The 6,276-nt window shown below is 72.6% G+C and carries 7 protein-coding genes and 1 pseudogene; 1 reads left to right on the plus strand and 7 read right to left on the minus strand.

The genetic code is table 11. The features are described from left to right. From HW577_RS18490 to rsfS, 7 genes and pseudogenes are all read right to left on the minus strand, one after another. A pseudogene (locus tag HW577_RS18490) lies at nt 1-687 on the minus strand (hypothetical protein); the annotation flags it as partial. A gap of 267 nt (nt 688-954) precedes the next feature. Continuing rightward, nucleotides 955-1,923, minus strand: a complete 969-nt coding sequence (locus tag HW577_RS18495) for a Bug family tripartite tricarboxylate transporter substrate binding protein (RefSeq protein ID WP_198377616.1) — start codon at nt 1,921-1,923, stop codon at nt 955-957. A gap of 35 nt (nt 1,924-1,958) precedes the next feature. Continuing rightward, nucleotides 1,959-3,515: a 2,3-bisphosphoglycerate-independent phosphoglycerate mutase gene (gene gpmI, locus HW577_RS18500; RefSeq protein ID WP_198377617.1), complete on the minus strand. Its 1,557-nt coding sequence runs from the start codon at nt 3,513-3,515 to the stop codon at nt 1,959-1,961. A gap of 29 nt (nt 3,516-3,544) precedes the next feature. Beyond that, nucleotides 3,545-4,408 carry an ion transporter gene (locus HW577_RS18505; RefSeq protein WP_198377618.1) on the minus strand — a complete coding sequence of 288 codons (864 nt, stop codon included), beginning with the start codon at nt 4,406-4,408 and terminating at the stop codon, nt 3,545-3,547. Between the two features lie 67 nt (nt 4,409-4,475). After that, the gene (locus HW577_RS18510) at nt 4,476-5,153 is read right to left on the minus strand and encodes an NnrU family protein (RefSeq protein ID WP_198377619.1); all 678 of its coding nucleotides are present in this window, start codon (nt 5,151-5,153) and stop codon (nt 4,476-4,478) included. Nucleotides 5,154-5,166: 13 nt separating this feature from the next. Beyond that, nucleotides 5,167-5,616, minus strand: coding sequence for a 23S rRNA (pseudouridine(1915)-N(3))-methyltransferase RlmH (locus HW577_RS18515; protein ID WP_332837760.1), 450 nt, complete (start codon nt 5,614-5,616; stop codon nt 5,167-5,169). 1 nt (nt 5,617) lies between these two features. Next, a complete protein-coding gene (gene rsfS / locus HW577_RS18520) occupies nt 5,618-5,941 on the minus strand; it encodes a ribosome silencing factor (RefSeq protein WP_198377621.1) in 324 nt (107 codons plus the stop codon). Nucleotides 5,942-6,059: 118 nt separating this feature from the next. Between rsfS and HW577_RS26630 the strand changes: the two genes are divergently transcribed. After that, a partial coding sequence (locus tag HW577_RS26630) for a hypothetical protein (RefSeq protein ID WP_232475052.1) occupies nt 6,060-6,276 on the plus strand: 217 nt, incomplete at its 3' end.

A 6,276-nucleotide genomic window follows, 5' to 3' on the forward strand; every position in this document is an offset into this window, starting at 1 on the left:
ATTGGAGATCAGATGTGAGCTCTTCCAATCTTCCGAAATCGCGCGGCGCCCGGCCTCGCGCTCCGCCTGCCGGGCCTCGGCTTCCCGCATCCGGGCCGCGGCGATCTCGGAATCGAGAGCGCGGGCGGTGCGCATCGCCTCCTCCCGCGCCGCGGTCACCATGGCGGCCTCGGCGGCGGCGACGCGGGCGCGGCGGGACGCTTCCTCCCCCGCCGCGCGCAGCGCCTCCACCTCCCGCTGGACCTGGCGGGCGACGCCCTGGAGCACCATCACGCCGCGCAGCGCCTCCTCCGGCGGGACGGGCACTGCGAGCAGCGTCTCGGCGGGCCACAAGGCGAGGCGACGCATCACCGGCATCAGCGGCGCGAGGGCCGCGGCGCGCCGTTCCGTCTCTTGCCGCGCGGCGATGGCCGCGAGCGTCGCGGTGCGCTCGCGGTCCTGCGCCTCGTCCAGGATGGCCTCGGCGCGCTGCACGCGCTCGGCCATGGCCACGCGCTGGCGGGCCAAGCCGCGTTCCTCCTCGGCCGCTTCCTGGGCCAGGCGGGCGGCCTCGGCGGCGGCGGCGCGCTCTGCCTCGGCGGCGCGGCGCGCATCCTGGATCGCCTCGCGCGATGGTTGGGCGCGGGACGGCGCCGAGATCGGCAGCGGTGCGGCGAGCATCAGGGACAGCGCGACTGCCTGGGCCACCGGACGGCGCGCCCCGCCCGATCCTGCCTTCCGCCGCGCCGCGCTGCGGCTGCGCCCGCTGTGCCTCATCGGGCCGCGACTAGCATCCAGGGCCGAGTCGCGGCCCATGCGACCTTGTGCCAGCGGCCGAATTCCTCGACCGCTGGCATCCGGCTTTGCGTGCCCTCAGGCGCCCGGCGGACATTCCCGGTGTCCCCGGCTTCGCCGGAGTCCGGGCGAGTCGCATTCGCGGCCTCGGCACGCGTCGGGGGGCTCTCGCCGCCGGCGTCACTGCACGCGGATGTTGCGCGCCCTGATCATGTCCCGCCACTTGGCGTTCTCGGCGGCGAAATAGGCCGGCCAGGCCGCGGGTGCCGTGACCGTGGGCACCACGGCCAGGGTGGCCAGGCGCTGGCGCGTCTCGGCCGCTTCCATCGCCGCCTTGGCCGCCTGATGGGCGCGCTGGACGATCTCCGCCGGCAGGCCGGCGGGGCCCTGCAGCGCGATGTGCTCCTCGACGATCACGCCGGGGAAGCCCTGTTCGGCGAAGGTCGGGATCTCCGGGGCGAGCGGGCTGCGCTGTGCGCTGGCGACGCCCAGCGCGCGGAACGCGCCCGACTGGATGTGCGGCAGGATGCCGGAGGCGGCTTGGAAGACCATCGGCGTCTCGTTCGCCAGCACCGCCTGCACTGCCGGCGCGCCGCCGCGATAGCCGATGTCCGGGATCGTCAGCCGCGCTTCCTGAAGGAACAGTTCGGTCGCGAGATGCGTCGAGGAGCCTGCACCGGAATTCGCGTAGGTGATCCGGTGCCCGGGCTGGCGCGCCATCTCCACGAACTCGGCCAGCGTGCGCGCGGGGAAATCCTTGTTCACCACCATGATGATCGGCATGGCGGCGAGCAGCCCGATGCCCATCAGGTCGCGTTCGTTGTCATAGGGCAGCTGATAGAGCCAGGGCGCCATCGCGTAGGTCGAGACGGTGCTGACGAGCAGCGTGTATCCGTCCGGCCGGGCGCGCGCGACCGAGTTGAAGCCGATCGTCCCGTTCGCCCCCGTCCGGTTGTCCACCACGAAGGACCGGCCGGTGTCCTGCGTCAGGCGCTGCGCCAGGATGCGCGCGACGGCGTCCGTCGACCCGCCCGCCGCCCAGGGGACGACGAGGGTGACGGGGCGCGACGGCCAGGCTTCCTGCGCGTGCGCGGCGGCAGGCAGGCCTATCGCGCCGGCAAGCGCGAGCGTGGAACGGCGGGTGATCATGTTGGTTGTGTCCTCCCTGGGTCAGTCTGGTCGCGTCATTCCGGCGCGGCGGCGCGCGGCGGGCGCAGCAGCGAATGTCCCGTCATCGCCGCCGGCTGGTCCATGCCTATCAGCGCGAGCAGCGTCGGCGCGATGTCGGCGAGCCTGCCATCGGCGAGCCCTGCGCCTTCCGGTCCACCCATCAGGATCGCGGGGACGGGGTTGGTGGTGTGCGCGGTGTGCGGGCCGCCCGTGGCGGGGTCGCGCATCAATTCGGCATTGCCGTGGTCGGCGGTGACGAACAGCGCGCCGCCCGTCGCGCGCACCGCGGCCGCGATGCGGCCGAGGCCGGCATCCACCGCCTCGACCGCCTTGGTCGCCGCGGCGAGGCTGCCGGTATGGCCGACCATGTCGGCATTGGCGAAGTTCAGCACGATCAGGTCGTAGGTGCCGGTCTCGATCGCGGCGACCGCCTTGTCCGTCAGTTCCGGCGCCGACATCTCCGGCTGCAGGTCGTAGGTCGCGACCTTGGGGGAGGGGACGAGGATGCGGTCCTCGACCGCGAAGGGCGTCTCCTCGCCGCCATTCAGGAAGTAGGTCACGTGCGGGTACTTCTCGGTCTCCGCCATTCGGAGCTGGCGCAGCCCGGCCTGCGCGACGACCTCGCCGAGGATGTCGGCCATGGATTGCGGGGCGAACAGCGTGGACAGGTGGGCGTTCAGCGCCTCGCTGTACTCCGTCATGCCCGCGGCGGCGGCGAAGCGGATGGTGCGGCGGCGCGCGAAGCCGGCGAAGCCCGGCTCGAGGAAGGCGGCCAGCGTCTGCCGCACGCGGTCGGCGCGGAAGTTGAAGGACAGGATCGCGTCGCCGTCCCGCATGCCGGCGTAGTCGCCGATGACGGTCGCCGGGATGAACTCGTCCGTCTTGCCGGCGGCGTGGGCCGCGGCGATCGCGGCCTGCGCATCCGTCGCCCGCGCGCCCTCGCCCTCCGCCATGGCGAGGTAGGCGGCCTCGACGCGCTCCCACCGGTTGTCGCGATCCATGGCGAAGTAGCGGCCGATCACGGTCGCGATCCGCACGCCGGGCAGGCCGGCGATGCCGGATTCGAAGCGGGCCAGGAAGTCGGGCGCAGCCTTGGGCGCGGTGTCGCGACCATCGGTGAAGGCGTGGATCGCGACCGGAATGCCTTCACCGGCCAGGATGCGGGCGAGGGCCACGGCATGGTCCTGGTGCGAATGCACGCCACCGGGGGAGAGCAGCCCCATCAGGTGGCAGGTGCCGCCCGAGGCCTTGAGCGCCGCGATCAGCCCCGTCAGCGCCGGCAGCCGCGCGATCGAACCATCCGCGACCGCTGCCCCGATCCGCGGCAGGTCCTGCATGACGACGCGCCCCGCGCCGATGTTGAGGTGCCCGACCTCCGAATTGCCCATCTGCCCCTCCGGCAGGCCGACATCGGCGCCGGAGGTGCGCAGGAAGGCATGCGGGCATTCCGCCCAGAGCGCGTCGAAGGCCGGCGTCCGGGCTTGGCGAACGGCGTTGTCCGCCGTCTCCTCCCGCCAGCCCCAGCCGTCGAGGATGACGAGCATGACGGGTCGGGGGCGGGTGGCGGTCATGGCGATGTCCTGGGCGGGGGCGCGGGGCATTAGACCCGGCTGCGCTCCTCCCGCAAGGCCGCGACCTCGGCGCGCAGCGCCCTGATCTCGGCCAGCAGCGCCAGCTGGTCGGCATGGGCGGCGGAGGCCGCCGCATCCGTCGCCGCCTGCGCCACACGCGCATCCGCGCTTTCCCGCTGCTCGCGCAGCGTCTGGATGCTTTCCACGATCACGCCGATGAACAGGTTCAGCACGACGAAGGTGGCGACGACCGAGAAGGGAATGAAGAACAGCCAGGCGAGTGGCTGCTTTTCCATCGCCTGGCGGACGATGTTGCCAAAATCATCCATGGCCATGAGCTGGAACAGCGTGAAGAGCGCGGTGCCGAGGTCGCCGAACTGCTCCGCCATCCCTTCCCCGAACAGCTTCACCGCCATAACGGCGAAGACGTAGAAGATCAGCAGCATCAGCAGCACGATCGATCCCATGCCGGGCAGGGCGGCGAGCATCGCCTCGACCACGTTGCGCAGCGACGGCACGACCGAGACGAGGCGCAGCACGCGTAGCACGCGCAGCGCCCGCAGCACCGCGAGCGGACCGGAATCCGGCGCCCAGGAGATGCCGACCACGACCAGGTCGAAGATTCCCCAGGGGTCGCGGAAGAAGCGCCCGCGGAAGGCGTAGATGCGCAGCGCGAGCTCGGCGGTGAAGATCCACAGCAGCGCTGCATCGACCGCGTGCAGCACATCGCCCCAGGACGCCATGATGCTGTCGGAGGTCTCGAGCCCGAGCGTGACGGCGTTGAAGAGGATCAGCGCGATCACTGCGCGCTGGAAGGGCGCGGAGACGACGAGGCGCGCGGCGCGCGCGCGCGGCGTGTCAGCCGAATCGGCAGCCGTGAGGGCTTCCTGCATCATCCTGTCCCGCTGATCCCCTTGAGTGCGGGGGAGATAGGGGCGGCGGGCCCCGTACCGCAATCCCTCAGCCGAGGATCAGCGCAGGGACGCCGAAGATGTGCCGGTGGGCATGCAGGAACCCCGCCCAGAGCACGAGGCCCGCGAGCGGCGCGAGCCAGCCGATTTCCTTCAGGTCCAGCCGGTTCCGCCCGGCCAGGATGGCGCCGAAGGGCAGAACCGAGGAGCCGGCGGCGAAGCCCGCCCAGGCTTCCCCGTGCCGCCGCGCCATCTTGGCGTCGATGGACGGCATGCCGGCGAGCGCCGTGACCAGGAACGCGCCGAAGAAGACCAGCGCCGCGCTGTCGCCGTTCCCCAGCACATGCAGCCCCGACCAGATGGCGAAGGACCAGAGCATCGGGTGGCGCGTGACGCGCTGGATGCCGCGCGGCCCCTTGGCCAGCAGCCCCGCCCCGCCCATCGCCGTCGGGTTGCCGATCAGCGAGCAGGTGAACAGGAGGAAGGCCGGCAGCATCAGGATGGCGATGATCCAGCGCAGCCAGGGGGCCGCGAACCACAGCGGCGTCGTCTCCGCCCCCTGCCAGGCCTGCACGAGCAGCGCGATCGCGGCGACGGAGGCGACCGAGAAGCCGATGGTGAAGCCGGTCTCGCCCAGCCGCGCGACCGCGGCATCCCGCAGCCTGGTGCCGGAGATGCCGACATGGACGAAGACCCAGAGGATGGCGGCGAGGATCAGCAGGATCATGGGCGGCACTCTCTCACGGCCGCCACGCGCGGTGGTAGGGGTGGCCGCTGCGGATCGCCTGGGCGCGATAGAGTTGTTCCGCGAGCATCCCGCGCACCAGGAAATGCGGCCAGGTCATTGGGCCGAGCGCGATGACGTGCCGCGCCCGGGCGGTGACTGCGGGATCGAGGCCCTCCGCCCCGCCGATCAGGAAGCAGGGCTGCTTCCCGGCATCTTCCGCGCGCGAGAGGAGGCGGGCGAAGGCCTCGCTGTCCGGCGTCTCTCCGCCGAGGTCCAGGGCGATGGCGACGGCGTCCTCGGGCAGGGCGGCCAGCAGGGCGGCAGCTTCGCGCCGTCGCACCTCGGCGGCGGCACCGCGCGCCTCGGGGATTTCCGTCACCTCGGGCGGCGGGCGCAGGCGGGCGGCGTAATGCGCGTAGAGCGCCGCCTCCGGCCCCGGCTTCATGCGCCCGACGGCGAGGATCCTAGCCGGGCGCGGCGTCGGAGGCCCCCGGGCTTTCCGGGCCCCACATGCGCTCGATGCGGTAGAGCTCGCGCGCCTCGGGCCGGAACAGGTGGATCACGAGGTCGCCGGCATCGATCAGCACCCAGTCCGGGGAGGCCTGGATCGAATCCCGCCGCAGCTGCAGCCCGGCCTTGCCGAGCGCTTCATCGAGATGCGTCGCCATGGCCTGCAACTGCCGCTCGACCAGGCCGGTGGCGATGATGAGCCGGTCGGCGTAGTCGGCGCGGCCGGTGACGTCCAGCAGGACGATGTTCTCGGCCTTGTCGTCCTCGAGGCTCTTCATCGCCGCCTCGACGAGAAGGGTGAGCCGGTCGGGGGTCAGCTTCTCCCGCGTGCGGGACCGGGCGGGGCGGGGCGCGGCGGGGGCCTCGGCCTTGGGCGGCTTGGCGTTGGACTTGGCTTTGGCTTTGGCTTCGGGCTTCGCCTTCGCGGCCTCGGCCGGCGCGGCGGCCTTCCCCTTCGGTGCCACGGCCTTCGTCGTGGCGGGCGTGGCCTTCGCCTTGGTGGCGGCCGGCGCGCGCGCCGGTGCCTTCGCGGCCTTCGCTGTCGCGGTGGCGGCTTTCGGCTTGGCTGCCGCGGCCTTCGGCTTCCCGGCCGCCGGCTTCGCGGCGGCGGCCT

This window comes from Neoroseomonas rubea (assembly GCF_016106015.1).
GTDB classification, from domain to species: domain Bacteria; phylum Pseudomonadota; class Alphaproteobacteria; order Acetobacterales; family Acetobacteraceae; genus Neoroseomonas; species Neoroseomonas rubea.

Excerpts from the sequence above, each read along its gene's own strand:
- gpmI (WP_198377617.1), bottom strand. The coding sequence starts at position 3,515 with ATGACCGCCACCCGCCCCCGACCCGTCATGCTCGTCATCCTCGACGGC.
- HW577_RS18510 (WP_198377619.1), bottom strand. The coding sequence starts at position 5,153 with ATGATCCTGCTGATCCTCGCCGCCATCCTCTGGGTCTTCGTCCATGTC.
- rsfS (WP_198377621.1), bottom strand. The coding sequence starts at position 5,941 with ATGAAGAGCCTCGAGGACGACAAGGCCGAGAACATCGTCCTGCTGGAC.
- HW577_RS18505 (WP_198377618.1), bottom strand. The coding sequence starts at position 4,408 with ATGCAGGAAGCCCTCACGGCTGCCGATTCGGCTGACACGCCGCGCGCG.
- HW577_RS18495 (WP_198377616.1), bottom strand. The coding sequence starts at position 1,923 with ATGATCACCCGCCGTTCCACGCTCGCGCTTGCCGGCGCGATAGGCCTG.